The 25,904-nt window shown below is 38.7% G+C and carries 22 protein-coding genes and 2 tRNA genes; 17 read left to right on the forward strand and 7 right to left on the reverse strand.

Annotated features, from left to right (window positions below; genetic code table 11):
* Window positions 1-238: 238 nt before the first annotated feature.
* On the forward strand, window positions 239-1,618 hold the full coding sequence (locus JET18_RS18825) for a DUF1800 domain-containing protein (RefSeq protein WP_202093659.1): 1,380 nt from the start codon (window positions 239-241) through the stop codon (window positions 1,616-1,618).
* A gap of 194 nt (window positions 1,619-1,812) precedes the next feature.
* Window positions 1,813-2,997, forward strand: a complete 1,185-nt coding sequence (locus tag JET18_RS18830) for a DUF1501 domain-containing protein (RefSeq protein WP_202093660.1) — start codon at window positions 1,813-1,815, stop codon at window positions 2,995-2,997.
* Between the two features lie 359 nt (window positions 2,998-3,356).
* On the opposite strand, the gene JET18_RS18835 is transcribed toward JET18_RS18830, so the two are convergent.
* From JET18_RS18835 to JET18_RS18845, 3 genes are all read right to left on the reverse strand, one after another.
* A complete protein-coding gene (locus JET18_RS18835) occupies window positions 3,357-5,108 on the reverse strand; it encodes a hypothetical protein (protein ID WP_202093665.1) in 1,752 nt (583 codons plus the stop codon).
* Window positions 5,109-5,292: 184 nt separating this feature from the next.
* A tRNA-OTHER gene (locus JET18_RS18840) sits at window positions 5,293-5,391 on the reverse strand.
* 107 nt (window positions 5,392-5,498) lie between these two features.
* Window positions 5,499-6,881: an RtcB family protein gene (locus tag JET18_RS18845; RefSeq protein WP_202093668.1), complete on the reverse strand. Its 1,383-nt coding sequence runs from the start codon at window positions 6,879-6,881 to the stop codon at window positions 5,499-5,501.
* A gap of 193 nt (window positions 6,882-7,074) precedes the next feature.
* Here JET18_RS18845 and JET18_RS18850 point away from each other — a divergent pair, with 193 nt between their 5' ends.
* From JET18_RS18850 to JET18_RS18860, 3 genes are all read left to right on the forward strand, one after another.
* Window positions 7,075-7,407, forward strand: a complete 333-nt coding sequence (locus tag JET18_RS18850; protein WP_202093669.1) for a HopJ type III effector protein — start codon at window positions 7,075-7,077, stop codon at window positions 7,405-7,407.
* A gap of 312 nt (window positions 7,408-7,719) precedes the next feature.
* The gene (locus tag JET18_RS18855; RefSeq protein ID WP_202093670.1) at window positions 7,720-8,739 is read left to right on the forward strand and encodes a helix-turn-helix transcriptional regulator; all 1,020 of its coding nucleotides are present in this window, start codon (window positions 7,720-7,722) and stop codon (window positions 8,737-8,739) included.
* 124 nt (window positions 8,740-8,863) lie between these two features.
* Complete coding sequence (locus JET18_RS18860) at window positions 8,864-9,001, forward strand: hypothetical protein (protein ID WP_202093671.1); 138 nt, start codon at window positions 8,864-8,866, stop codon at window positions 8,999-9,001.
* Window positions 9,002-9,222: 221 nt separating this feature from the next.
* On the opposite strand, the gene cobC is transcribed toward JET18_RS18860, so the two are convergent.
* From cobC to cobT, 3 genes are read right to left on the reverse strand one after another with little or no spacing between them, the layout of a single operon-like run.
* On the reverse strand, window positions 9,223-9,777 hold the full coding sequence (gene cobC / locus JET18_RS18865) for an alpha-ribazole phosphatase (RefSeq protein ID WP_202093672.1): 555 nt from the start codon (window positions 9,775-9,777) through the stop codon (window positions 9,223-9,225).
* A complete protein-coding gene (locus JET18_RS18870) occupies window positions 9,762-10,544 on the reverse strand; it encodes an adenosylcobinamide-GDP ribazoletransferase (protein WP_228728595.1) in 783 nt (260 codons plus the stop codon). Before JET18_RS18870 ends, cobC begins: the two co-directional genes overlap by 16 nt.
* Window positions 10,545-11,549 (reverse strand): nicotinate-nucleotide--dimethylbenzimidazole phosphoribosyltransferase, encoded by a 1,005-nt coding sequence (gene cobT / locus JET18_RS18875; protein ID WP_202093673.1) that lies wholly within the window; start codon window positions 11,547-11,549, stop codon window positions 10,545-10,547.
* 453 nt (window positions 11,550-12,002) lie between these two features.
* Here cobT and JET18_RS18880 point away from each other — a divergent pair, with 453 nt between their 5' ends.
* The 6 genes from JET18_RS18880 (at window position 12,003) to JET18_RS18905 (ending at window position 16,937) form a co-directional block, all read left to right on the forward strand.
* Window positions 12,003-12,746: a nucleotidyltransferase domain-containing protein gene (locus JET18_RS18880; RefSeq protein WP_202093674.1), complete on the forward strand. Its 744-nt coding sequence runs from the start codon at window positions 12,003-12,005 to the stop codon at window positions 12,744-12,746.
* Window positions 12,747-13,019: 273 nt separating this feature from the next.
* Window positions 13,020-13,152: transfer RNA gene (locus tag JET18_RS18885), tRNA-OTHER, on the forward strand.
* A gap of 102 nt (window positions 13,153-13,254) precedes the next feature.
* Window positions 13,255-14,631 (forward strand): TROVE domain-containing protein, encoded by a 1,377-nt coding sequence (locus JET18_RS18890; protein ID WP_202093676.1) that lies wholly within the window; start codon window positions 13,255-13,257, stop codon window positions 14,629-14,631.
* A gap of 53 nt (window positions 14,632-14,684) precedes the next feature.
* Window positions 14,685-15,119, forward strand: a complete 435-nt coding sequence (locus JET18_RS18895; RefSeq protein WP_202093678.1) for an AAA family ATPase — start codon at window positions 14,685-14,687, stop codon at window positions 15,117-15,119.
* Window positions 15,109-15,870, forward strand: coding sequence for a tRNA(His) guanylyltransferase Thg1 family protein (locus tag JET18_RS18900; RefSeq protein ID WP_202093680.1), 762 nt, complete (start codon window positions 15,109-15,111; stop codon window positions 15,868-15,870). The genes JET18_RS18895 and JET18_RS18900 overlap by 11 nt, the downstream gene beginning before the upstream one ends.
* Window positions 15,871-15,878: 8 nt before the next feature.
* On the forward strand, window positions 15,879-16,937 hold the full coding sequence (locus tag JET18_RS18905; protein WP_202093682.1) for a nucleotidyltransferase domain-containing protein: 1,059 nt from the start codon (window positions 15,879-15,881) through the stop codon (window positions 16,935-16,937).
* A 325-nt stretch (window positions 16,938-17,262) separates the two neighbouring features.
* On the opposite strand, the gene JET18_RS18910 is transcribed toward JET18_RS18905, so the two are convergent.
* Window positions 17,263-17,607 carry a TfoX/Sxy family protein gene (locus tag JET18_RS18910; RefSeq protein ID WP_202093684.1) on the reverse strand — a complete coding sequence of 115 codons (345 nt, stop codon included), beginning with the start codon at window positions 17,605-17,607 and terminating at the stop codon, window positions 17,263-17,265.
* A 154-nt stretch (window positions 17,608-17,761) separates the two neighbouring features.
* Here JET18_RS18910 and JET18_RS18915 point away from each other — a divergent pair, with 154 nt between their 5' ends.
* The 6 genes from JET18_RS18915 (at window position 17,762) to JET18_RS18940 (ending at window position 25,886) form a co-directional block, all read left to right on the forward strand.
* Entirely contained in the window at window positions 17,762-18,277 is a 516-nt protein-coding gene (locus tag JET18_RS18915) for a DUF2975 domain-containing protein (protein ID WP_202093686.1), read from the forward strand.
* Between the two features lies 1 nt (window position 18,278).
* Window positions 18,279-18,482: a helix-turn-helix domain-containing protein gene (locus JET18_RS18920; RefSeq protein ID WP_034726695.1), complete on the forward strand. Its 204-nt coding sequence runs from the start codon at window positions 18,279-18,281 to the stop codon at window positions 18,480-18,482.
* Window positions 18,483-18,725: 243 nt separating this feature from the next.
* On the forward strand, window positions 18,726-19,598 hold the full coding sequence (locus JET18_RS18925) for an ABC transporter ATP-binding protein (protein WP_202093688.1): 873 nt from the start codon (window positions 18,726-18,728) through the stop codon (window positions 19,596-19,598).
* A gap of 2 nt (window positions 19,599-19,600) precedes the next feature.
* Window positions 19,601-22,768 carry an ABC transporter permease/M1 family aminopeptidase gene (locus JET18_RS18930; protein ID WP_202093690.1) on the forward strand — a complete coding sequence of 1,056 codons (3,168 nt, stop codon included), beginning with the start codon at window positions 19,601-19,603 and terminating at the stop codon, window positions 22,766-22,768.
* Window positions 22,769-23,025: 257 nt separating this feature from the next.
* Entirely contained in the window at window positions 23,026-23,466 is a 441-nt protein-coding gene (locus JET18_RS18935) for a MarR family winged helix-turn-helix transcriptional regulator (protein WP_202093692.1), read from the forward strand.
* 5 nt (window positions 23,467-23,471) lie between these two features.
* A complete protein-coding gene (locus JET18_RS18940) occupies window positions 23,472-25,886 on the forward strand; it encodes a TonB-dependent receptor (protein ID WP_202093694.1) in 2,415 nt (804 codons plus the stop codon).
* Window positions 25,887-25,904: the final 18 nt, after the last annotated feature.

Genomic DNA, 25,904 nt, shown 5'->3' on the forward strand with positions numbered 1-25,904 from the left:
ACTCTAATTTTAAATTTTACTAATCGAATAAGCTGTAAAAATCGTGCCAAGGGAAGCTTTTGCATTGATTTTAACACATAACCCGTTTGTAAAATAATGAATATCAATATGTTAATTTTATTTTAAAATTAAATGATTGTTTAACTAAATCTTAACAAATCATACGATTACTCCTCATTTACCGTTCTTGTTTTAACCTTTCGCTTTTCAGAATATCCAAAAAACAAATGCTCTCAATATGGCTGATTCATTATTACATCATAAACATCTCCTTTGGCGTGCCGGTTTCGGAATGGGAATCAACCAAATCAGTGATCTGGAGAATAAAAGCATGAAAACGCTGGTCAATGATCTGCTTCATGAACAAAGCTTCACCGAAATCAACTATGATACTCCTGACACCCCTATTTCAGATAACATGATGGCTACCCCAGCCGCAGCAGAAATGAAAAAGGAAATGCAGCAGATCATGAGGAAGCAAAATAATGAACTGAACCTTAATTTTCTTGATCAAATCGTCAACAGCAAAGATCAGCTGAGAGAAAAGATGGCCTTTTTCTGGCACGGACATTTTGCAACGAGGATCAACAACTCGAAATTCAGCAGACAGCTTCTTAATACCATCCGAAAGAATGCGCTGGGAAATTTTAAAGATCTTCTTTTCGAAGTGAGCCAGTCCCCTGCCATGCTCAATTTCCTGAATAACCAGCAAAATAAAAAAGGCCATCCCAACGAAAATTTTGCCCGTGAGGTGATGGAATTATTTACCATGGGAAGAGGAAATTATACGGAAAAAGACATCAGAGAAGGGGCTAGGGCGTTTACAGGCTGGGGCTATAACAAGGAAGGTCATTTTAAGGAAAGAAAAAACCTGCATGACGAAGGGTCCAAACAATTTCTGAACAAAACCGGAAACTTTACAGGAACAGATATTCTGAATATTATTCTGGAACAGAAAGCCACCGCAGCATTTATTACCGGAAAAATCTACAGGTTTTTCGTCAATGAAAATGCAGACAGCCGGATTGTGGAGCAGTTAAGCACCGATTTTTACAATTCCGGATATGATATCAAGAAACTGATGAATACGATCTTCTCCAGCACCTGGTTTTATGATAAAAAAAATATCGGAAACAGAATCAAATCCCCGATAGAGCTGATGGCCGGAATGATGCGGATGCTTCCGATGAATATCCAGAATCCTGAAAACCTGATCGTTTATCAGAAGCTTCTCGGGCAGATGCTTCTCTACCCTCCCAATGTAGCCGGATGGCCCAGCGGAAGATCATGGATAGACAGTTCTACGCTTATGCTGAGGCTGCAAATCCCACAGATATGGTCCGGATTACGCCCTCTGGAATACAGTCCGCGCCAGGATGATGATATTGATATGGGGATGAAGTCCCGTGAAACCGCTTTGAATAAATCATTTAAGAACCCCAATATTACCATAGACTGGAGCAGGCTGGAAAAAGTTTTCGCCAACAGAAACTGTGAAGATTATCTGATCCAAAACACAAAAACGCTGGATATGGATTCGGTAAGGAACTTTTCGGACAGAAGTATAAAGATGACTATCATTAATCTGATGTCTACACCGGAATATCAGTTGTGTTAGGTTGCAGGTTTTAGGTTGCAGGTAGCAGTAATAGTGTTCGGCGTTTAGCTATGCAACCCTTGATTTATGATTTGCTGCTTTAAAAATATTAATAATAAATACCTGGAATTAGTAAAATTGAGATCCAGCCCCTGCAACCCGCCACCTAACACCTAATCCCTAATCCCTAATCCCTAATCCCTAAAAAAGAAATCATGCTAATCAAAAGAAGAGAATTCCTAAAAATAAGTTCATTAGCTACCGCATCACTCATGATGCCCAATTTCCTGAAAGCAATGACGTTGGATGAAGCATTAGAGCCCAATCAGAAAATTCTTGTCGTGTTGCAGTTTACGGGCGGGAATGATGGCTTGAATACGATCATTCCAACAAAAAATGACATCTATTTTAGGGAACGGAATCATATTGCAATCAAAGATTCTTTGGTGCTCAACGATGAAACCGGGATTCATCCCTCGCTTTCTTATTTTAAGGAGCTTTTCGATAACGGAGAACTTTCGGTGATGAATAATGTAGGGTATCCCGATCCCGACAAATCCCATTTCAGAAGCATGGATATCTGGCATTCCGCAAGCCGCAGCGATGAGTTTCTGGAAACAGGCTGGCTGGGACGGTTTCTGGACGAGGAGTGCTACCGCTGCGAACATCCTACCCAGGCATTAGAGGTAGATGATATGCTGAGCCTGGCACTGAAAGGAGAAAATAATAAAGCTTTTGCCTTCAAAGACCCGAAAAGGCTGTATCAGACCAGTCAGGAGAAGTATTTCAAATCTCTTCATGACCATCATCACGAGGATGAGACGGTTTCTTATTTATACCAGACCCTCGGCTCCACCATCAATAATGCAGATTATATTTTCGAGAAAAGTAAATCAAAAAAAACAGATCAGATCTACCCGAACTCGCAGCTTGGAAAAGATTTTAAAACAGTCGCTTCACTGATCAGATCTGATATTAATACGCAGGTTTATTATCTTTCCATAGGCAGTTTCGATACACACGTTAACCAGAATGACCGGCAGAAAAAACTCTTCACGGACATTAATGAAGCGGTAAAATCTTTTGTAGCCGACCTGAAAAGTAACGGACTTTTTAATAATGTACTTCTGATGACATTCTCAGAATTCGGACGCCGGGTGGCTCAGAATGCCAGCAACGGAACTGATCACGGAACCGCCAATCAAATGTTTTTTATCAGCGGCGGTCTTAAAAAGAAAGGTCTTCTGAATGCTCTTCCGGATTTACATAAACTGAATGAGGGGGATCTGATCTATACGGAGGATTTCAGAAAGGTTTATACCACAATTCTTAAAAACTGGCTTAAAGCAGATTCTTCCAAAGTATTGGGCTGGAAAAACGGGATCTATGATTTTATTTAATTCATATTAAAAAGCAGGAAGCTGGAGGGCAGAAGCTGGAAGTTACTGTTACACAATAATATTAAACAGCTACCTTTAAGTTTATTGAAGCAGATTAAAAAAATAATAAAAACCCGGGTATTTCTGCATTTTGACTCCAATAATTTCCCTCTTCCGGCGTCAAAATTCCTGCCCCCTATTATATAAACGAAAATGCTTTATACCTGAACTCAGATTATTTAATATTACAAAATAAAACCTCATAGATTTTTGAAATCTATGAGGTTGGGTTGAGATTGAAATAAAAATTAAGAGTATTTTCATAAAGCTGCCGTAGATTTTGCAGTTGGCTCAGATGTTTGCTTTACACTTATTTTGTATTATTTAAAAACCTTTGTAAAACTATCTTTTTCAAGGTTTCCAAGTGAGAAATCGAAATTGGCCTCAGCTTTTTCGGAGGTGATTTCTGCACCCAGTTCTGTTACCAGCATATTGAATGATACAGGTTCGTACCATTGCTGGTAAAGTGCATCCGTAGCCATCACTGACACTTCGGAACTTCCTGAAACATGAGTATGTCCGGCTCCAAAATTAAGCAGTACAAAGCATTGTTTTTCTCCTTTCGGAAGCATCATTCCCAGAACCGTCTGTCTTTGAACGGATTTACATTTCACTTCTGCAAAAAGATGATCAGGATTCATCATATATTCTCTCGAAATATCATCTCCTTTTCCGATCACAATTTTATATCCACAGTCCGTACTTCCGGAGTATATATTGTTCATGATGAGTGTCGGAACATTCAGGCCATTGGCAGCGTACAGATATTCAACGGCCCCTTTAGGCGCAGAGGTCATATCTCCGGAATACATCAGGCTTCCGTTGTTTTGGTTATAAGCCGCATTCCAACCTGTCTTTCCGCCTATATTCAGTCCGGAAAGATCAAGATCATTGGCTCCCCAATCATCTTCCCAGTAAATTCCCACAGCCAGTTTCTCTCCGAAAAACCTTGTTCCCGCAGGAATATTTCCTACAAACATTTTTTCAGAAGTCGGGAGCCCGAATTCCACATTTTCAGGGAAATAGAATTTCTTTCCGGAAAGATCAAATCTTGACTTCAGATAATTTAAAATAAAATCATAGTTCCTTTCGCTCACTGAGCCTGCATTTCCGGTTCTCACCCAGGATTTTCCGTTTCTGATTCTGTAAACAAAGGTATCCTGACCGTACATTCTGAGATAACAAGCGGACAAAGCCTTAAACAATGTAAAAGGAGTCGCATGATCCAGCCAGTGCAGATCGTTTTTATCCAGCAGTGCATGGGTTGCCTCATTCAATGGATTGGATACCAATGGCTGGTGAAACGTTTTCGACAGCTTTGATATTTTGTTGACCGTTTTCCCCGATCTTTTTTTATAGGCTAAAAACAAGGGCTTAAACCTGTTGAAAATCTCAGCAAGTTTCTCCAGACCATAGTTTTCAAACAATGCAGAGGGATTAAACCTGCTGTTTTTAATAGCATTAATCAGCTCTTCATTTTTGATCAGAAGTGTAGTGTCTGTTGTTTTGTAAATAATATATCTGAAAAATTCTACCGGATTTGAAGGATACACCTGATACAGATCCGCTATTTTTACAAGGGCTTCTTTATTTCTGATGTTTTCGGTTCCCGTAAAAGTATAATTCAGTTCTTTAGTTAAGACAAAAAGCAGATCATCGATCGTTTTTTCCTGCAAAGCAATTCCCGATTTCAGCAAAGAAAGGCATTTTTCAACCATTTCTTCTGCAGTATATGCTTTGATTACTTTAAAAATAAGTTTTGTATTGGGAACATTCAACACTTCATCAGGAATATAGATTTCATCCTGAAAATTACTTCCATAGGTAGACATATAATGCTTCAGCTGCTCTATGAACAGCTCTATTCTCGTGCTTTCCTTTATTTTCTGCCAGGATTTATGGAACGTCTTATTCAGATCATTTCCGTTTAATCTTTCTTTTGCATAAAATTTTATGATCTCATCTTTAGCCCAGAGAGCATCAGCCTCAATCACAAAGCCTTCATTCGAAATAAAAGGCTCATTTCCTGTTTTTTTAGCCAGCACGGCATTAAATAATTGAAGTGTTTTCATGTTGTTAAAATTAAAATAAGTGAGGAGTATGGTTTTGTAAAGAAACAGTATAGGAACTCCTTTTACCTATTATTTTGAAAAGGCGGAGAGTAATTACCAATTATAGGAACTCTTTTTGCCTTATTTTTTTGCTGATAAAAACACTTCAATGATATTCAAATATAAGTATTTTTTATCAGTCTTGTGGAGCAGACAGAAATCGAACCTGTGACACGTAAAATAGGAACTTTATTTGCCAAAAAGCGGAAAGTGATCACTGCTCTACCGTCTGAGCTACTGCCCCGTTGATATTGATTTTCTATTGTATAAACTCTTTTAAGTTGATCATCGTCGGGAATATAAACCTTACAGGTTTTAAAAACCTATAAGGTTTAATCATCGTTATAATAATTATGCCTTTCTGAATTTCTTCTTTTTCTTCCACGGTGCGTTTTTACCCACATCGCCGGCCATGATACATCCGTAAGGCATCACCTCATCCAGAACTTCGCAAAGTCCGTATTCTTCAATCTGAGCTCTCACATTTTTAGCACTTTTATAGGCACTTGGCAGCTCGGAAATATCAATTTCATTGGAGAAAAAACGGATATCCAATCCTTTGGTCTCTTCCTCAAAAATTTCCTCAACCGTTTTATGGGCCAGTGATTTTTTATGCTGTGTTCTGCTGAAATTTCTTCCGGCTCCATGAGGCGCAAAACCCAGATTTCTCTCGTTGGTTTTTCCCTGAACAATCAGAACAGGTTCTGACATATTCAACGGAATCAGACGCGGTCCTGTAATATCCGGCATAAATTTATCATCCAGCGGCGTGGCTCCTTTCGCATGATAAAACAGGTCCCCATCTTTGAAAACGAAGTTATGCTCGTTCCAGTATCTATCTAGCTTTTCTGTTCCCAGTTTATTCAAAACCGCATCATGGATGTTCGTATGGTTTTCCTTAGTCCATGTTCTTATCAGCTGAAGGGCTTCCCAATAGGCTTTTCCTTCTTCCGTATCGAAAGGGATCCATGCATTTTCTTTCAATGTTTCAGGAGAAATATCCTGTCTGAAACGGTTCGCTACCTTCATTCCTTTATCGTAAAGGGCTGCTCCCGGAGCTCTTGAACCGTGATGAGTAACCAACATGGTATTTCCTGTGTTTTTGGACGTTCCAACAAACAGGAAATGGTTTCCGTCCCCCTGAGTTCCCATATGTGAACGGGCAATGCTGATCAGTTTTTCATCATTCAGGAATTCATTTTCCCTGAACGCATCCATTAATTCCTGAGACATAGGCATCTGTTCTCCTCTTGGTCTTCCTCCATATCCGAAATGCGTCACTGAATGGGCTGCATCCAGCACTTTTTTAGGATCTGCATCTCCAAAATCGGTTAACATCACAGAACAGCAGATATCTGCACTATGGAATCCCGGGTGGATCGCATTTTTAGCCACAACCACTCCACCTACCGGAATTAATCCTTCAGGACCTGTAGGACAGGCATCGGGCATCAGGGCACCGGCAGTAAGCGTAGGCGTTTTCATCAGGACTTTCATCGTATTGATTACTTTTTCTACGTTATCCGTTTCGGTTTCATGCTCAGCTCTGATATTGATGATAAAGTCTTTCGCCGTATCATGAAGCGGAATAATATCAGGCTGTCTGAACTGCTCCAGATATTCTGTAATCTGAACGTCATCCAGATTATTCTCGTTGATATGTGTGATAGCATCTTTAAACCATTTAGCTGGTCTATATCCTAATTCTATTAAATGATTTCCGTTAAATTCCATGTGTCTTTTCATTTTGATAGTGCAAAGTAACAACGTAAGTACGCAATAATTCTGCGTAGATAAAATTATTTTCATTATTTTTGTGGAAAGTTGTAAAAAGGAGGGCAAAGAATGCTAAGATAATGAAATCGCAAAAGAGTAAAAAGGCTTGTTTGATTCCTTCGAACGATCTACCAATATTAAATAGAAAAATATGTTATTAGAACAATTAAAGAACAATCCTGAAACTATTCAATTTAAAGAGGTTATTGCTTATATTGATGAACATTATGATTTCACACCTGTTTCTTTTAAAAATGGAAATACGGTGAATGAAGCCGGCCAGAACAACGGTTCATGCAAGGTTTTCAGTTTTGCAAAACTTCAGAATCTTCCAAAAGATCAGGTCCTTCCGCTTTTCGGGGAGTTTTACAGAGAAGATGTTTTAAAAAATCCGGAAGGAACAGATCACCAGAATATCCGGAACTTTATGGAATACGGATGGGAAGGGATTTCTTTTGAAGGAGAAGGATTGAAAGAGAAATAGCTTTTTAAGGTCAATGGTGAATTTTGCTTCGCAAGTGAATCGTCAATTTTGAAAACAATTCATATATTAGGAAATGACACATTGGAAAAGAAATATTTCAAGGTCAATGGTGAATTTTGCTTCGCAAGTGAATGGTGAATTATGGTGGCTATAAAGAATTCACAATTGACTATTGACAATTCACTTTCATTATCCGTGAATGGTGAATATGAAAACAATTAAAAAATTGACTTGCAAAGCAAAATTCACCATTGACCATTGACCATTGACCATTGACATTTCACTACTTATTATCCAAAAAATAACACAACCATGTCATCCAATAAAAACGCACTCATCCGGTACAAAACATTAGACAAATGCCTTAAGAACAAATACAGGAAATATACCCTGGAAGACCTTATTGATGCCTGTTCTGATGCTCTTTTTGAATTCGAAGGAAAAGAATCTTATGTAAGCCGGAGAACGGTTCAGCTCGATCTGCAGAATATGCGGAGTGAAAAATTCGGGTATGAAGCTCCGATTGAAGTTTACGACCGGAAATATTACCGCTACAGCGATTCCGAATACAGCATCCATAATATATCGGTGAATGAAAGCGACCTGAAAGCCATGAATAATGCCGTTCAGATTCTGAAACAGTTCAAAGATTTCTCGATGTTCAAAGAAATGAACGGGGTTATACAGAAGCTGGAAGATTCCATTCATTCTACGGGGCAGAAATCGATCATTCATCTGGATAAAAATGAGCAGCTGAAAGGGCTTGAGCATATTGATATTCTTTACGAAAGCATCTCAAACAAAAGGGTTCTGAACATTCTCTACCGGAGTTTTACCGCCAGAGAATCCAGCAGCTATGTGGTTCATCCCCAGCTTTTGAAGGAATTTAATAACCGCTGGTTCCTGATCTGTCAGCACAAAGGTAAAATGTACAATTTAGCTTTAGACCGGATGGAAACCATTAGTCCCGAAGAAAATATACCTTATATTGATAAGGATCTGGATGGTGATGAATATTTTAAGGATATTGTAGGGGTTACTGTTTCTGAGACTATGGTTCCGAAGAATGTTGTTTTCTTTGTTGATTCCCACAATGCGCCGTATGTAAAGACAAAACCTCTTCATAAAAGCCAGGAAATTATCAGTGAAACTGAAGAAGGCACCTTATTTAAGATCTGTGTACAAATTAATTTTGAGCTGGAAAGGCTGCTGCTTGGATTTGGAGAGTCGCTGATTGTTCACAGGCCGAGAAAATTACGATTAAGACTTCATGATAAATTCATGGCTGGCTATAAAAATTATGAAAGTCTGCCCGCTGATGGTGAAAATTGATGTTTTTTAAACCTCTTTTTATACGATTGAGTAACTCTACAACGGCTCTTCTATAACCTGCCAGTAGGGATTTTTTTAAAATGGCTTGGAAATTGTATTAGTTTATTTATAAAAAAGTTAAACTATGAAATCAAGAATATTTAAAGCATTAATTGCTATCATAGCGCCGATTGCAATAGAGTATATTGTAAAGAAAATATCTGAGAAACTGGATAAAAAAGATCAGGATAAAGGAAATGGACCCAAGCAGATTAGTGCTTAAAACATATAAGTAGTTAGAATTTAATTTTATTGAAAAGAGGCAGTACATTTTTGTTACAGCCTCTTTTTTTTGTGATTTGATGGTTTAAAATTTGGCTTGTTTCAATCGCAAAGGCGCAATTTTTTATCATGTTGCGTTTTAAAAGACGCGAGGATTTTATCAAAGATAAAATTGATGACCGAAAATTATTTAGGCTTTACTCCTTTGATATTAAAAACAGTTTATACATTCATTCTGTTTACAGAAAAATGTCCTTCATTGAGGTGAATAATTACTTTTTTTCCGTAATCGATTTGCAGCTTAAAAATGTTATTCAGAGGAAATTCTAAAACAGACTGAACGATCAGACGGATCACTCCGGCATGGGTAATAATTAAAACTTGATCTGTTTTTTCTAAACCTTTGATCTCGTTCCAGAAATCCATTACACGGGCCTGCATGTCTAGAAGATTTTCACCGGACGGAGTTTTTATAGTAACAAAATCTTTGTACCAGGGATTGATTTCTTCTTCAGGAATATCTGTCCATTTTTTCATTTCCCAATCGCCAAAGTTCATTTCCCGGAGCCTTTCATCCGTTTTATAATTCAATTTAAAATATTCTGCTAAATGAGTACATCGCTGTGAAGGACTTGAAATAACCAGATCAAAAGTGTTACCGGGATTAGCCGCTTTAAAATCTTCAGCAAAATCTTTTCTTAACGGAATATCTGAAAAACCATAACACAGATTTTCAGGATTTTCTACAGCAGTATGACGGATCAGATGAATTTCCATACGATGATTGTTCCTAAATAAAATAAAACTTCAGTTACCTGCTGAACCGCTCCCAGGCAGTCTCCGGTGTAGCCCCCAATATGTTTTTTGAAATACCAGCCCAAGCAGATTTTCCCGAAATAAGCCAGTGCAAAAGCAAAAACCAACCGCCAGTCCGGAATCAGAAGAAATGATACCAGGACACTTATAAAGCTTACTAGTAAAGACTTTTTATCAAGAGGTGTATTGGCTAAAGGTTTCGATTTGCTTACGTCTATATCCGTCACATACTGATGGGTGTAGATCATCGTTCCCGAAATAAACCGGCTTGCCGTATGAGCCAGAACAATAATACCGAGAACTTTAAGTAAATCTATATTTCCCAAAGCCTGAATACAAAAGAATTTCAGGGCAAATAGTAATACAATCCCTACCGCTCCATAAGCTCCTACCCGGCTGTCTTTCATAATGGTAAGGATCTTTTCTTTTCCATAGCCACCGCCGAAACTGTCGCATACATCGGTAAAACCGTCTTCGTGAAACGCTCCGGTGAGGAGAACACTGGAAATCATCATGAGAACAATGGCAATATCAAGATTAAAAAGATGATAGGACAGATACAGAACACCTGCATTGATGAGGCCTACCAGCAATCCTACCCAGGCAAAATATTTCTGCGACCGGTTCATGATGTCACTGGAGTACGGAACCGCAAAAGGAACAGGAATCCGGGTGAAAAACATAAGAGCCGTAGCGAAATAGATGAGTTCGTTTTTAATCAATTCCATTTATTCTTTATTTGAAACATGAGCATCTTCAAAACTTGACATTTCATTCAGGAAATTAACCGCACTTTGAATCAACGGATAGGCTAATGCACAACCTGTTCCTTCCCCTAAACGTAGATTAAGGTTCAACAGCGCTTTCTGTCCCAACAGTTCAAGAAGCTTCTGATGGGCATTTTCATCACTGACATGGCAAAAAATGCAGTTGTCCAGAATCTCAGGAATTTTCTTCCAGACTGCAGCAGCAGCCACACTGGCAATAAATCCATCAACCATGATCAGCATGTTTCTATGATAGGCTTCTTCCATGGCTCCCATCATCTGCACAATTTCCAGTCCGCCAAATGTCTGCGCAATTTCATCCGCAGTTTTCACATCGGGATATTTTTCAATGGCTTCTGATAAAACCTGAATTTTATGCAGCAACTGAATATCATTCAACCCGGTTCCACGACCGATACAGCTGACAACCGGAAGATCAAAAAGCTTGCTCATCATCAGTGAAGATGCAGAGGTATTTCCGATTCCCATTTCTCCGAAACCTATAATATTACATCCTGTTTTTATAATCTCCAATACCACAGATCTTCCGTTTTCCCGCGCTTGTTGATATTCCTCTGAAGTCATTGCCGGTTCCTGCAGGATATTACGGCTGGATTTCCGAATCTTTTTATCGATCAGCTCCAGACCTTCAGGAAAATCGAAATTCACTCCGGCATCCACAATCTTTATGGTTATCCCATGCTGTCTGCAAAAAACATTGATCGCCGCACCGCCACCCAGAAAATTCATCACCATCTGATAGGTAACTTCCTGTGGATAGGCACTTATGCCCGATGCCGCAATGCCATGATCTGCCGCAAAAACCACCATATGAGGATTGGAAAGTATGGGCGAAACCGTTTTCTGAACCATTCCTATTTTGTAAGCAAGGTTTTCTAGATGTCCCAAAGCACCCAAGGGCTTTGTCTTGAAATCTATTTTATGCTGTAATTCTTCTGTTAACATTGATGTGTACGTAGTTTTGGTTGAGTAGTAAAGTTGCAATAATAGTGAAATTAGGGATAAATTCAAGATTTTACTGGTGGCTTCGAGGTCCTCAGCCACCAGATATTTGTCGTTTATTCAATATTTCCGGATTCACACTCTTCAGCTCTCAAACTCAAAAACGCACCCCGTATCCCGTATCCCGTATCCCGTATCCCGAAACTAACTACTCATAACTACAATCAAACACTCCAACTCTAAAATTCTAAGACCCTTATCCCGAAACTAAACACTCATAACTACGCTCAAACCCTAAAACTCTCAAACTCTAAGACACTTACGAAACTAAACATTCATAACTACACTCCAACCCTAAAACTCTCAAACCCTCCAACCCAATAGCTCTCCAACTCAGCAAAGCAACGCAAAAACACTGCGCACTCCCACCTTTACTTTGCATTAAAATTAAACAAAATGACACCAAAAATAGTAGAAAAAATAAGAGAAATAGAGGCTGAACGAGGGATAGAAGTCCTTCTGGCCGTGGAATCCGGAAGCAGGGCCTGGGGTTTTGCTTCTCCGGATAGCGATTATGATATACGTTTTATCTACCGTCATGAAAAAGACTGGTATCTTTCTCCGTGGGATAAAGATGAGACGATAGAATTCATGACTGAAGATGATCTGGACGGCTCCGGATGGGATCTCCGCAAGACTTTTCATCTGCTGTTGAAATCGAATGCAGCTTTATTGAGCTGGTTTTATTCTCCAATCGTTTATAAGGAAAATACAAGGTTTACAGAGCTGTTTACTCCTTTGGCAGATGCCTGTTTTTCTCCGGTAGCGGTTTCTTATCATTATCTGAGTATGAGCAAAAAATATCTGGAAGCCTGCAGAAATGATGAAGTGAAACTGAAAAGTTATTTTTACTGTCTGAGAACCGCACTGACGGGAAAATGGATCATAGAAAAAGGAACGGTTCCGCCTGTTTTATTCAGTGATCTGCTTGTTTTAACGGATGATTATACCCGGAAAAAGATAGAAGACCTTGTTGCTCTGAAAGCGACCAAAGGTGAATCTTATTACCATCCGAATGATTGGGAACTGTTTGGATTTCTTGAGAAAACGGTTTTGGAAAACGAAGAGAAGTCTAAAAGTCTTGGAAGTGGAAAAACGGATAAAAATGAGATGGAGAGGGTTTTTAGGGAGATCTTGTGAGTGATGAGTTAAAAGTGATGAATGATGAGTTATGTGAAAAATTAGACTTGTTCACTCAAATTTGAGTTTGTATAAAAAAGTTCCTTTTGTAAGGGGCTTTTTTTTATTGGTATAGGTTTTCAAATTCACTCAAAATAAAAAAAAAAAAAAACAAATTGAAAATCAATAATTTATGTAAATATTTATCTTTTTTTTCAATTATTTTCCATTAAAAAATTGCTACGCAAAAACACTGCGCACATGCTCCCTTACTTTGCATCATCAAACAACAAGGAAGCTGTAGCTCAGTTGGTAGAGCAACGTAAAAACACTTTATACTAATTTTAATCTGCTTTGGCAGGTGTGTTCCATAAAGTTACTTCGCCTTTTAAGCCGTATGCCGCCGGTTCGAGCCCGGCCAGCTTCCCAGATTGAAGCGGTGTGAGATTTAGGTTACTTCGATTCCAAACAAAAAAGCCTTAATCAATTTTAAACCGCTTCTTTTATATTAATTTAAAAAACTAAGAATATGTCAAAATTTAACACAAGAAAAACTGGGTTTGACTCCGGCATCATCGCTGGAAACTTGACAGATAAAGCAGGAAAATACTCAGATTATGAACTATTGAGAAGAGTCACTCTTGCCAATATGCTTTTTGAATCCAACTATTACCAGTCTGCAGATGAGATCATGAAACAGATTGAAGACCTTTGCTATAAAGTAGCGGGTGAAAAAATCATTGAACTGGCTTTGGAGTGCCGTTTTGAACAGAAATTAAGACATACACCGCTATGGCTGTTGATTCTTGCCAGTGAAATTCATGATGTTTCCGTGAAAGATGCTTTGGCCAGAATTGCCAACAGACCGGATATGACCATTGATGTTCTTCAGATGCTAAAGGTGAGAAACGGTTCATATAAAATGTCAAAATCCATTAAAAAAGGTTTGGCTAAAGCGTTCGATAACTATGATGAATACCAGATCGCCAAGTATAGAAAAAGCAATATGGAAATGTCTCTGGTAGACGTAGTGAATCTGGTACATCCTAAACCAACCGCCAAAAATGAACAGGCTTTGAAAGGACTTGTTGCAGATACGCTACAGCCAGCCAATACCTGGGAAACAGCCCTGTCACAAGGTGCTGATAAAAAAGCGACTTTTGAAAGAATGATCGGTGAAAAAAGTCTGGGTTCTCTGGCGATCCTGAGAAACCTTAGAAATATGACGGAAGCAGGACTTTCAAGAGAATATATCAGAACTGCCTTATCACAGGTGAACAGCTATTGGTTAACGCCTCTGAACTTCCTGGCCGCTCAGAGAAATGCACCGGATTATACCGCTGCAATTGATGAAGCCATGGAAAAATGTTTCGTACAGGAAAAGATCAAAGGAACCACCATTCTGGCGATTGATGTTTCCGGAAGTATGGGATCTGTGACGTCCTCCAATTCAAAGTTTTCAAGAATGGATCTGGCATTTGCCATGGCAGCTGCGGGTTCTTATATTTTTGAAGATCTTATCCTTGTATTCACTGCCGGAAGCGATGGTGAGAGAAAAGGTAAGCATATGATCTGGAACGGATCGAAAGGTTTGGGACTGTTCACTAATTATAGCAAAATTTCCCTTGAAATGGGAGGTGGTGGTATTTTCACGTATCAGCTGTGTGAATGGCTGAAGGAGAACGGTTATGCCAAAAATGCCGAAAGACTGGTCGTAATTTCTGATAGTCAGGATATCGACGCTCATTACGGACTGGATAGAAAACCGGATACTTCACCGTATAAAGCCTCTTATATCATTGATATCTCAACGCAAACCCACGGTATAAAAACCGGAAACTGGACGGCTGAGATCAACGGATGGAGTGATAAAGTATTTCATTATATTAAAGCTCTGGAAAACTGATGGTTTTCCGGAGTTTTTTACTGTAACAAATTAACTGTTTAAATAGTAACACAATGGAGATGATTATTTTTATCGGAATCCCTGCCAGCGGAAAAAGTTCTTTGTATAAGGATATTTTTTTCAATACACATATCAGGATCAGCATGGATCTTCTTAATACGAGAAATAAGGAAGGAAAACTGCTTCGGTATTGTTTTGAAACACAATCCAAAATGGTTATCGATAATACTAATATCACAAAAGAAGACCGTAAAAAATATATAAAACTGGCAAAACAAAATAAATATAAAGTTGTAGGATATTATTTTGAAAGTAATATTTCGGATGCTTTGGAAAGAAATAAATACCGTAAAGATACCATTAATGAAGCCGGTATAAAATCAAAATATAAGGAACTGGAAAAGCCTCTCTATGAAGAAGGTTTTGATCATATCCATACTGTAAAAATTATAGATAATAAATTTATAATCAGCCCTTATGAAATTTGAAGAAATTGAAATCTTAATGAGGAAAAATGAAATCTTATCCGAGCAGTATATTCTTCCCGGAAATTTTATCATCGTAAGATTAGACGGAAAAGGTTTTACGAAACTCACCAAAGAAAAACTGAATCTTGAAAAACCTTTTGATGAAAGATTTCATCAGGCTATGACAGCAACAACGCAACATCTCTTCACTGTAGGATTTAGAGTATTGTATGGCTACACGCAGAGCGACGAGATTTCGCTATTAATTCACAGAGATGAAAATACATTCAGTAGAAAAATAAGAAAATTCAACTCAGTTTTAGCAGGAGAAGCAAGTGCGTTTTTCAGTTTACAGTTTCAGCAACTCTGTGTTTTCGACTGCAGGACGATCGCGATCCCTAACCATGATATGATTCTGGATTATTTCTGCTGGAGACAGGAAGATTCTCACCGGAATTCTCTTTCTGCCTATTGCTACTGGACTATGATAAAAAATAATTTCACCGCAAAACAGGCTACTGCAAAAATTGAAAAAATGTCACAATCAGATAAAAATGAATTGCTTTTTCAGTTCGGAATCAATTATAATAATCTCCCGCTATGGCAAAAACGTGGTGTAGGCATTTATAGTAAAGTAGTAACGAAAGAGGGTTTTAATCCTTTAACACAAATGACTTCACAATGTTTGAGAAATGAGCTGTATCATGAAAAAGATTTACCGATAAGAGAAGATTATAGATTATTTTTGAAAGATATTCTGAAGATAAAATAAAAGTTATCATGACCATCCAGCACCTGAAAAACCAAAACCTCATCCTCTTCGAAACCATTTCCGGGAGTCGCTCATTCGGGCTGGCGACGGAAAATTCGGATACGGATATCCGTGGGGTTTATTATCTGCCGAAAGAAGATTTTTTCGGACTGAACTATATTCCGCAAATCTCCAACGAAACCAACGATATTACTTATTACGAAATCGGAAGATTTATAGAACTCTTACAGAAAAACAACCCGAATATCCTTGAAGTACTGGCGAGCCCGGAAGATTGTGTACTGCAAAAACATGCGGTAATGGACAGTCTGCGTACCGAAGATTTCCTTTCGAAATTATGTAAAGATACTTTCGCCGGATATGCTGTTTCACAGATTAAAAAAGCAAAAGGACTGAATAAAAAAATTCTTAATCCCATAGAAAAAGAAAGAAAATCTATTCTCGATTTCTGCTTCGTTCTTGAAGATCAGGGATCCGTTCCTCTGAAAAAATGGCTTGCCGGGAACGGAAAAGTTCAGGAGAAATGCGGACTGATCAGTATCGGAAATACGCATGGGATGTATGCGCTGTTTTATGATGAATCGGAAGCTTTGGGGTATAAAGGAATTATTCAGCAGGAGGAAGCCAACCAGGTTTCGGTATCGCCGGTTCCTAAAGATGAAAAACCGGATGCTTATCTTTCCTGCAATCTGGATGCCTATTCCACGTACTGCAAAGATTACCGGGAATACTGGAAATGGGTTTCTGAGCGTAATGAAGACCGTTATAATGTCAATCAGACGCATGGCCAGAACTACGACAGCAAAAATATGATGCATACCATCCGCCTGCTGCAGTCCTGCGAACATATTTTTAGAACAGATTCTCTGCAGATCCGTGTAGACAACAGGGAAGAATTACTCGATATCAAAGCCGGAAACTGGTCCTATGAAGCGGTTATGCAAAAGGCGCAAGACCTGATAGCATCTATAGACCATTACCACTCGGCCTCTACCCTTCCTGATTATCCGGATGTAAAAAAGACAGAGAAAATTTTAATTGAGATACGGGAGAATTTATACCGCTAAGCCTTATTTTAGAGCCTGTTTAAATTTCTAAGTTTGATTTTTTGCATAACATTCAATTCTTTAAAAAGATTTTAATTGTTCTCGCAGATGCCACAGATTGAGCAGATTTTTTTTTTACACATAACAAGCTGTGTCAAATTAAACCTTATAGGTTTTAAAGCTCCTGCATATTAAAACCTATAAGGTTTAGTCCCTTTATAAAATCAGCTTAAAATCAGCGTCCTTTGCAAAATCAGCGAGAGAAAAACACTCACAAACAAATGTAAAAACTAATTTATTTTTAACCATTAAGATTTAGGTTTAGTGGTTTAAGTATTTTCCAAAATTATTTTTTCTTTGAAACTTTGGCTATTGGATTGTAATCAAGACATATTTTTATCCAGTATTCAAAATCATCGGGTTTTTGAAATCCTGCGGGTTCTACATAGCAATATCCGGCAAGCTGTTTTCCTTTCATAATCATGGGAAGAAAGCCTGTTTTTTCTGCAATTTCTTCTTCCAGATCAGGATGGTATCTGCACATCAGATTATCGTGGCTTATATTGATGCACATTTTATCATTGACCAAAAATGACAGTCCACTGAACATTTTCTTCTCGGTGATCTCAAGATCCGCATTCTTCAAAAGCCTTTCACGGACTCTGTCGGCCAGTTCAATGTTGTACGCCATTGTCATTTTTTTATCATTTAAAATTAGCTAAAAAATCCCATAAGCAAGGTATTTTTTCCGTTTCAGAAATTATAAAAATAAAATTTTATATAAATTAATTATTGTTTTACGATAATTAATTATACATTTGCAATAGTTAAAATAATTTATTGCCATGAATCAGACCAAAATTATTTCGAAGATTCTGTATTACATCTGCTCCGTGCTTTCGGCGGGCTACCTCATTACTTTAGCCTATTCTGTTTTCTGTCTGGCTACAGGTTATGGGGTGACACCTTATAAGAACGGTGAGTTTCTTCACATCAATTTTCCTTTTACAGAACAGCCGTTTCTGAATATTGAAGACAATTATCCGTACATTATTTTTTCATTTCTTACAGTTTTGCTTTCCTACGGAATATTTTTCTGGCTGTCGGCCATTGTTTTCAGGGTATTTTTCCAGGAAAAGCTGTTTACGGCAGACCATATACATCAGCTCACGATATTTTACAGATACAATATTTTCATTCCATTGCCTTTGGTCATTGTCGCCAGTTTTTTTGTGGAAGTGGAAAGCATGATCTGGGGATTGGTATTTATCCATTTCATGCTTGGAATTTTCTGTCTGTTTCTTGCGAATATCTTTAAGCAAGGACTACATTTGCAAAACGAACAAGATCTATTTATATAAAATGCCAATTATAGTCAACTTAGATGTCATGCTAGCCAAACGAAAAATGCAGAGTAAGGAATTGGCAGAAAAATTAGGGATCACGCCCGTTAATCTCTCTATTCTGAAAACCGGAAAAGCAAAAGGTGTCCGCTTTGATACCCTGGAAGCCATCTGCAAAATCCTGGAATGCCAGCCGGGAGATATTCTTGAGTTCCGGGAGTAGTTTTCGGTTCCGGGGTACGTGTTTCGAGATTCGGGTTCCGGGTGCGAGGTGCGGTTTATCAATCCGGAAATATTGCAAAACGACAAACACCTGGTAACCGATAAACAGCCGGTGGCTGAGGCTCCCGAAGCCACCCTCAAGTCTGAAATCTGATGTCTGACATCTAACTTCTAAAATCTAACTTCTCATATTAAGCAAGCCTCAACAGCCTGCCCTGTCCTTCTATTACCTAAACCTAATCATATGAATACCTTATCTATTAACAATCTAAGCCTTATTTACAAAAATGGTTATCAGGCAGTTAAAGACATATCGCTTGAAATATCCAATGGCATGTTCGGTCTTCTGGGGCCTAATGGCGCCGGAAAGTCATCGCTTATGAAAACCATTGTGGGACTTCAGAAACCTACTTCCGGAACTGTTATCTTCAACGGAACCGATGTCTCCAAAGATCCGGATTATATTAAACAGAATCTCGGCTTTCTGCCACAGGATTTCGGGGTTTATCCTAAAGTTTCAGCGTATGATCTTCTGGAACATATTGCTGTCTTAAAAGGCATTACCAATGCTACCGAACGTAGAAACCAGATCATGGGTCTGCTCGAAAAAGTCAACCTTTCCGATTTCAGGAAAAAAGAGGTTCATACTTTCTCCGGAGGGATGAAACAGCGTTTCGGGGTTGCTCAGGCATTACTGGGAAATCCGAAAATCATTATTGTGGATGAACCTACAGCCGGCCTCGATCCTGAAGAGCGCAACCGTTTCAATTCTCTCCTGAACGAAATCAGCCAGGACGTAATTGTCATTCTTTCCACGCATTTGGTGGAAGATGTCAGAAACCTGTGCTCGGAAATGGCTGTGATGAATAAAGGACAGATCCTCAGACAGGGAAAACCCGCAGAATTAATTACTGAACTTGAAAACAGAATCTGGTCAAAACCGATAGACACAACCGAACTGGAAAATTACCATTCCAGCCACGAGATCATCAGCAGACAGCTGATTGAAAGAGCCCTTCACATCACTGTGTTTTCAGAGGAACAGCCTACAGACTTTACAGCTGTAAACCCACTGCTGGAACACGTTTATTTCCATACTCTTACCCAAACACCTTAATCATGAACGCCATATTTTCATTCGAAGCCGGACGCATCTCCAAGCACTGGCCAGCCTATCTTATCGCTTTTATTTTAGCAGGCATTGGTATTTTCTGCGGCAGCCAGTTCAACCTTGCCACCGGAGACGGAATCTTCCTGAACTCACCCTATTCTATTGGTTTTATGACCGGAATGCTGAGTCTTTCCATCATATTTATCGCCGTGATCTATGCTGTACAGCTGCTGTTTAAAGATCAGGATTCCAAATTTGATCTCGTGCTCTTTTCTTTTCCAGTTTCCAAACGGGCTTATCTGAGCGGAAAATTCAGCATTTATTTCTTGCAGACATTACTTAGCTTTTCTTTTTTAATGCTGGGTTTCCTGATCGGTCAGATCACGCGCACAGGCAGTGAAATGCAGTCTTATTTCAATATAGGCTATTATTTGTATCCGATGCTGATTTTCGGGGTGATCAACTCTTTTTTTGTATGCAGTTTTCTTTTTTTTGTGTCCCTCATAAGTAAGAAAAAACTGCTGGTGGTCGTAGGCGGGTTGCTGCTCTACGTACTTTATATGGTGGTTCTGGTTTTTTCCAATTCCCCGTTTATGGCCGGAGCTCTGCCACAATCGATAGAAACACAGCAGACTTCAGCGATCCTGGATCCGTTCGGATTATCGTCCTATTTTTTTGAAGCAAGAACCTTTTCTGTTCAGCAAAAAAACACCTTACTGATCCCTTTTTCCGGATATTTATTATTCAACAGGATTATTTTCCTGGCAGCCACTGCCGGATTTCTCTTTCTCACTTATTTTTCGTTCTCTTTTTCAAATATTTCTAAGCAAAAAGTAAAGAAAATATCTTCTGAACCCGAAACTCAAAAGATCTCAACCTCCAGTTATACAGTAACCCAATTAGATTTTGGCTCGAAGAACACATTCAGTTCTGTCCTTTCCTTTGCCAGGATTGATTTAATCTACCTTTTCAAAAGCATCAGTATTCCGGCAGTTTCCCTGTTGTTGTGTTTCTTCGTGGGCATGGAAATGTATGCAGAGATTGAAAAAGGAATCCGCCTTCCCCAGAAGTACGCAGGGTCCGGGCTTATGGCAGCGACCATTTCAGAAAATTTTCCGCTGTTTGGATTTCTGCTGTCGGCTTATTTCATTAATGATTTGTACTGGAGAAGCCGTTCATCCGGATTTTCTTTAATTGAAGACAGTACTTTCTTTTCAAAAAGTAAACTGACCGGACATTTCATTGCCATAAGTGTTCTTCTGCTGTTTTTTACCGGAATTTTAATTGCGGAAGGTATTCTGTTTCAGGCCGCTTATCAGTATTTTACTATTGATTGGAACGCCTATCTCTGCGTTTTTCTTTTCAATACATTCCCGCTGATTCTCTTCTCAGCACTTATTCTGCTGATCAATAATAACATCAGAAATAAATTTATTGCTCTGGGAGTTTCCGTTCTGGCGGTGTTCCTGCTGACTGGTGCCGGATCTTCCAAGATATTTCCTTATCCTCTTTTAAGAATATTTTCAGATTTTACCGGAAGTTATAGTGATTTTAGCGGTTACGGCATTTATGTTTCTGCTTTCACGATGAGACTTTTATTCGGGATAGGAATTATTTCATTGCTATGGATGATGAACAGAGTCATTAAAACGAAAAAAATAAACAGCAATTCAGTTATTTTTTGCTTAATCCTCTTGATTTCAGGCATTTTTGCAGGAACAGTTTTCATGAAAGGCTACATTCCGAAAAATGAAGACCAAGCCATTCTGGAAGCTGTTCAGTATGAGAAAAATTTTAAGAAATATGAAAACCTTCCTCAGCCGGAGATTTCAGATGTTGTTACTGAAATTAAGCTTTATCCTTCTGAAAATTCATATGAGATCACTGGAAAATACATCCTGACCAATTTTACAGATCAGCCTGTTGACAAAATCCTTGTTAATTTCAATCCTGATCTCAGACTTGAATCTGCCGCTTTTCAATCCGGTTCTGAAACCATCAAAATCAATAAAAATGTATCTGAAGTTCAATTAAAACATCCGTTACAACCTAATGGAACTGCTTATCTGGATTTTAAATTGTCCTACAAATGGTATGCGGTTAATGGTCATCAGTCTTTCAATGCGGTCATAGAAAATGGATCTTTTATGAGGATCAGCAGATATTATCCGGTGATCGGCTATCAAAAAGGGGAAGAAATTCAGGATGAGAAGCTCAGAAAAGACCATCAGCTCACAAAACTTATCGCACTGAAAAAACCGGAAGCTCCGGAGAATTCTGAAAATGATTTTATCAATTTAAACATGACCATTTCCACTGAAGGCAGCCAAACCGCCATAGGAACAGGAGATCTTGTGAAAAAATGGACCGAATCAGGACGGAATTATTTTCAATATAAAGCTGAAAGTATTCCATTCCGGTTTGCCGTTTCTTCAGCGGATTATGCTGTGAAAAGTGTTTTGTATAAAGGTATTCCGATAAATATCTTCTATCACAAAAAACATTTTGAAAACGTGGATCATCTCATTGAAAATGCAAAGATCACACTGGATTACTGTACGCAGAATTTTGGAAAATATCCTTTTAAAACGATCAATTTTGCTGAAATTTCATCGTTTACAAGAGGTTTTGCCGCCACAGCATATCCGTCCGCTGTTTTTATGCCTGAAGATATGGTTTTCCATGCCAATATTCATGCGGATAAGGAGCAGGACGTCATCAATGAGCTTGCCGGGCACGAGCTTTCCCATCTCTGGTGGGGCAACAGTCAGATTGATCCTGATGACAGAGAAGGCTCCGTAATGCTTACTGAAACGCTCGCCATGTACACGGAAATGATGCTGTATAAAAAAATGCACGGACAGGAAAAAATGATGGACAGGATAAAAATGCACCAGCAAATCTATGACAACGAAAAAGGACTGTCTGAAAACGTTCCAATCTACAGGGCAACCGGAGATGCTCCTCACATTGCGTATTCCAAAGGGGCTGTGGCCATGGTTCAGTTAAGCAAGCTGATCGGGGAAGAAAAAGTCAATGCTGCCTTGAAAAATTTTCTTCAAAACAATACATATCCTAAGAAACCTTCTTCTTTAGATCTTCTTAATGAATTTTATAAAGTTTCACCGGATGTTAAAACAAAAAAACAGATAGACGCACTTTTCAAAACATTATAAAACATTAAATTTTAAATAAATTATTCATCTAGATCTGCCCAATCTGCTTAATCTGCGAGAAAACATTTATCTCGCGCGGATTGAGCAGATAAAGCAGATTTTTTAATTTTTATGCTATCTGGCTGCAATACATTTGCAGTCTTTTTTCATTCGTAGAAAAAATATTTTCAGGAATCTGTAACGAAATAAAATCACTTACTACAAATTAGTTGATATATCAATAATTGATTAATCATTTTAATTGGAATACTGAAAACATGGAAAAATTAAATTCAATCATATTCTACAATATCGATAAAGCGATCAGATCTTACAGAAACTATGCGCAGCGTCAGCTTAAAGCCAATGGTTTTACAATTACCATTGATCAGTGGCTGATTATTAAAGCAGTTCTGGAGAATCCGGGGATCACGCAGAACGAAATTGGTGATCTGGTTTTTAAGGACAATGCTTCGGTGACAAGAATCATCGACCTGATGGTAAAATCGGGATATGTAATCCGCCATATTCATACGGAAGACCGCAGAAAAACCAATCTTGAGGTCACAGAATCCGGGATCAAGATCATCAAAGATGTACAGAAAATTGTAGAAAGCAACAGGAAAAAAGCTTTAGACACTGTCACAAAAGAAGAGCTGGAAACGATGAACAATGCCCTGCTCAAAATATCAGAAAACTGTATCAATCCTAAAAAATAAACACAATGGCCAGACTATTTTTACTTTTATCGGCATGGGCGCTGACCTTCTTCAGCAGCCTGCTTTCCGCACAGAGTGTCCAAAATTTTTCGCTCTCGGGAAACATCAATGCGGAGAAAACCGAACAGATGGAAATCAACCTGTTTGATTCCGGAAATGCTTTAGTTAAAACAGAAATTGCGGAACAGAACGGGAAATTCACCTTCAATGATCTGAAGGAAGGAAATTATAAATTAAAGATCAGCAGAAACGGAACGGAGGTCTATCAGTCGGAGAACATTCAGATCGCGGAAAACAAAACCCTCTCTCCTATTGACCTCAATGTAAAATCCATTGAAGGGGTGACGATCACAAAAACCAAACCTTATATTGAACGCCAGGACGGAAAAATGATCCTTAATGTGGAAAACAGTATTGCCAGCACGGGAAATTCAGCTTTTGAGGTATTGGAAAAGGCTCCGGGTGTGAATGTAGACAGCAATGACAATATCAGCCTCCGCGGCAAAGGAAACCTGCTGGTACAGATTGACGGTAAAAATACGCCGATGACCGGAGCAGATCTGGCAGCTTATCTGCGGGGAATTCCTTCATCAACGGTAGAAAAAATAGAATTCATCACCAATCCGTCTTCCAAGTATGATGCGGCGGGAACTTCAATCATTAATATCAGATTAAAAAAGGACCAGCGAAAAGGGACCAACGGAAGTGTTTCAACTTCTCTCGGAACCGGAAAATTCATCAAAAACAATAATAGTTTCAGCATCAATCACAGAAACAAAAAAGTGAATGTTTTTGCGAATTACAGCTTTGCATACAGGGAATTTTACAATCATCTGGTTCTGGACAGGAATTTTTACACAGGCGATACTTTTGATAAGGCTTACTTACAGGATAATTTCCTGAAGTTCAATTTCAGAAACCACATTGCAAAAACGGGAATGGATTATTATATGAATGATAAAAATGTTCTTGGATTCTCCGTAGGTTTTGTGAGCAATAAATTTGATCCGAAAGGTGATAATTCAAGCTTGATACTGGGCAGCGACCGCCTTCCTGACGGCAGTTTTACCACGAAGAACCGTTCTCATGACCACTGGAAAAACATATCATTCAACCTGAACCATAAGTATACGCTGGACTCATTGGGATCGGAGATTACCACGGATTTTGACTTTATCAACTATTCCAATACTTCGCTTCAGAATTTTGAAACGAGAACGTATGCGAAATCGGGAAGTCTTGATAATCTTGATATTCTGCAGGGAGATATCGATGGAAACCTGAATATTTATTCTTTAAAATCGGACTTAACGAAAACCCTTAAAAACAGCTGGAAACTGGAGGCCGGGATTAAAACAAGTTTTGTGAAGGCAGATAACGATCTGAAATTCTTTGATGCCAGCTCAGGAACTCCGGAACTGGATCTGAATAAAACGAACCATTTTATTTATGAAGAAAACATCAATGCAGCGTATGGAAATGTTTCTAAAAAGTGGGAGAAGTTCAGTGCCACATTTGGATTAAGAGCTGAAAATACGAATGTAACGGGAACGCAGATGACCACTAATCAGGTGAATAAAAAGAATTATACCCAGCTGTTTCCAAGTGCGGTTTTCTCCTATGATTTATCGGAAAAAAATAATCTGGAAATCAATTTCAGCAGAAGAATTACAAGACCGAGCTATAATCAGTTAAATCCATTCAAATTTTACCTGGATCCTACGACTTATAAAGCCGGAAATCCGGAACTGAATCCGCAGACGACCATGAACTATGAGCTGACGTATAGCTTAAACAGTAAATATTTTGCGACCTTAAGCTACAGCAAAACGAATGACAATATTACAGATGTCATCAAACCGGTTGTAGAAAACGGGGAGAATATTACGGTTCAGACGAATGAAAACCTGAATTCTGCTTCATATTTCGGCCTGTACCTGATTGCTCCTGTAAAAGTGACGAAATGGTGGGACATGAACAACAGCGCGAATTTCTATTACGGCTCGTATACCGGAAATGTTTCGGGAACGCAGATCAATAATAAAGGGAATTTCACTTTCAATCTGAACAGCATCAATTCTTTTAAACTGGGGAACGGTTTCACGGCTGAATTTACCGGAAACTACAGAGCCAGAGAAGTATATGCCTATATGGATGTAAAACCGAACTGGTACCTGAACATCGGGGCTCAGAAGAAATTTAAAAACAACAGCGTTTTGAAGTTTTCGTTTAACGATATCTTCTTTACGAGCAATCCGCAGGCACAGACCACTTTCAATAATTATGTAGAAAACTTCGTGGTGAAAAGAGATTCCCGTGTGGCTACGATTTCCTACACCTACAATTTCGGATCTTCCAAAAACGGGCAGCCAAGAAAAACCGGAGGCGCGGATGACCTGAAACAGAGAATCGGAGCCTAATGAATACTAAGGATACAA

Origin of the sequence: Chryseobacterium endalhagicum (assembly GCF_016745235.1) — a bacterium.
In the GTDB taxonomy this organism is placed as follows: domain Bacteria; phylum Bacteroidota; class Bacteroidia; order Flavobacteriales; family Weeksellaceae; genus Chryseobacterium; species Chryseobacterium endalhagicum.